The 2500-nt window shown below is 60.5% G+C and carries 1 protein-coding gene, 1 tRNA gene and 2 rRNA genes (1 of these 4 only partly in view); all 4 read right to left on the minus strand.

Annotated elements, in window-relative coordinates:
* Nucleotides 1–491: 491 nt before the first annotated feature.
* A complete protein-coding gene (locus tag EV278_RS12205; RefSeq protein ID WP_132091399.1) occupies nt 492–734 on the minus strand; it encodes a hypothetical protein in 243 nt (80 codons plus the stop codon).
* Between the two features lie 665 nt (nt 735–1399).
* Nucleotides 1400–1476: transfer RNA gene (locus EV278_RS12210), tRNA-Met, on the minus strand.
* 67 nt (nt 1477–1543) lie between these two features.
* Nucleotides 1544–1658 (minus strand): 5S ribosomal RNA (gene rrf / locus EV278_RS12215).
* A gap of 97 nt (nt 1659–1755) precedes the next feature.
* Nucleotides 1756–2500: ribosomal RNA gene (locus EV278_RS12220) — 23S ribosomal RNA — on the minus strand (it continues 2042 nt past the right edge of the window).

The raw sequence follows: 2500 nt of genomic DNA on the forward strand, positions 1-2500 counted from the left end.
TCAACCTCGAAGTTCACTGAATTTCAGCAACACGACGAAGCCAAACACTTCACTGAACCTTGGAATTCTTATCGAACTCTGCACTTCAGTGAGGAGCAGCGCTTCTATTGATGCGCCACCCCAGAGTCAACCGCCTCGTTTTCAATCCCTTCGGAAGGCCGAGACCGCCACGAAGAGGCAAAAAGAGATCCATGGGCCGCCGAGGCTGCCCACCTGGATCCGTCACCGAGTCGATTGGAGCGCGGAAGTTAGCGAAACCGACCAAAGAAAGCAAGAGCCTTACAGCTCCCGCCCTGCGGCCACGATCGCGTTTCCGAGCGAGCGGCGGATATAGGCGTATGACGCCGCGATGACAACCCCTCTCCGGTTGAATCCTGTTCCGCCGGCTTGGACCTTGGCGCGCCGGCATGCGTCGTCCGGTCACGCAATAACCAGGAGGTCGGATCGGCCCCATGCCTTAGCGCGACGCCGGTCGAGCACCCCTCCCATCCTCATATCGCCTGCGCCCAACGAAACCTTGCCTCAGCCTCGCCACGCTCGCCAGGTCGTCCATCTGGTTTCCTGAAGGCGACGCCGGCGACGGCGAGCTGGCGACCGGAGAAGGTGTCGGCGGCGGCGGCGCCATGGCGAATCGCGGGTTGCGTGTCGGCGCGGTGCGACATCCAGGAATCGGATGGTTCGTCGCCAGCCCTGTCTGGCCGGTGCAGCAGATGGATCTTGAGTGTGTCGGTCATGGAGGGCGCTTTCGAGGAGCGGATCGAAGTCCGATCATCCGCCCCTCCCGAAAGACGCTGATCGCGGGCGAATCGCATCCGGTGCAGGCTGGTTGCGTGAAGCGGACGCGATCTGACCAGCCAGGATCTCCCAAGCACAGACGCTGTGAATCTCGCGTCGAATCGTCAGGCCGCGTGTCGCGCAACGACCGCCCGAGGGCGGGCGCTCGTCTACCAGGTCCGCGCGGAGGGCGGATGGCGATTCGACGGCATATGCATGCACGCGTGGGATGTTCTGCCAGGTGGTTCCCACAGCCGCCGTGTAGCCGCACCGATCTCGTCGAATTTCGGGGCCGACGTCGCCGGATATCTGGCCGGTCTGACCTTCCTTCGTGCGCCGCCGAGATCAGAAGGACGACGGCCTCGCCCCGGCAACCCCACCAGGAAGCGATGGAGTCAAAGCGCCGGCGAGGGTGTCGAGCAAGATCCTCCTCTGCGGCGGCCGAGGCGCAGTCGGTGGCCGACTGGTCCATCAGTTCGCGTAGCGGGAAACCCTGGCAAGCGCCCGCGGAGTTGGGTCGGATCGACCGCTCTGTGACGGCTCGGAGTCTCAAAAAGCGCGCCAGGAGCCCTAAGCTCTTGAGCGGAAACAAAAATGGCCTCCCGAAGGAGGCCATTTGAGATCTTGGGTGCGGGGACAGGATTTGAACCTGTGACCTTCAGGTTATGAGCCTGACGAGCTACCGGGCTGCTCCACCCCGCGGCGAAGAGGGTAGTGGTTTGATCGTGTGGTAGGGCTTGGACTTTGATGCTGGGCATCCTTTTAGCGGACCTGGCGGCGACCTACTCTCCCGCGCCTTGAGACGAAGTACCATTGGCCCTGGGGGACTTAACGACCGAGTTCGGAATGGGATCGGGTGGGGAACCCCCGGCATAGCCACCAGGTCAGCAAAAAGGATGCTGTCAGCCTTTTAGGGGCTGAGCATGTATGTGAAGAAGAGATCGCATGTCTGTGTAAAGCGGTCATGGGTTTGACTGAAGAACGATCAAGCCTATCGAGCTATTAGTACCAGTAAGCTACACGCCTCGCGGCGCTTCCACACCTGGCCTATCAACGTGGTGGTCTACCACGGCTCTCAGCGAGACCTTGTTTTGAGGTTAGTTTCCCGCTTAGATGCTTTCAGCGGTTATCTATTCCACACTTAGCTACCCTGCTGCACAGCTGGCGCCATGACAGGTCCACCAGAGGTGTGTCCATCCCGGTCCTCTCGTACTAGGGACAGATCCTCTCAAGTCTCGTACACCCACGGCAGATAGGGACCAAACTGTCTCACGACGTTCTGAACCCAGCTCACGTACCACTTTAATCGGCGAACAGCCGAACCCTTGGGACCTGCTCCAGCCCCAGGATGTGATGAGCCGACATCGAGGTGCCAAACTTTGCCGTCGATATGGACTCTTGGGCAAAATCAGCCTGTTATCCCTAGAGTACCTTTTATTCGTTGAGCGATGGCCCTTCCACGCAGGACCACCGGATCACTATGGCCGACTTTCGTCTCTGCTCGACTTGTCAGTCTCGCAGTCAGGCGGGCTTATGCCATTGCACTCGACGACCGATTTCCGACCGGTCTGAGCCCACCATCGCGCGCCTCCGTTACACTTTGGGAGGCGACCGCCCCAGTCAAACTGCCCGCCACGCCATGTCCCGGACCCGGATAACGGGCCGCGGTTAGACGTCAGCAACAATAAGGGTGGTATTTCAAGGATGGCTCCGCCGGAACTGGCGC

Origin of the sequence: Caulobacter sp. BK020, assembly GCF_004342605.1 — a bacterium.
In the GTDB taxonomy this organism is placed as follows: Bacteria; Pseudomonadota; Alphaproteobacteria; order Caulobacterales; family Caulobacteraceae; genus Caulobacter.

What these genes read in the sequence shown, in the direction of transcription:
- EV278_RS12205 (WP_132091399.1), bottom strand. Translation starts at nt 734, where the DNA reads ATGACCGACACACTCAAGATCCATCTGCTGCACCGGCCAGACAGGGCT.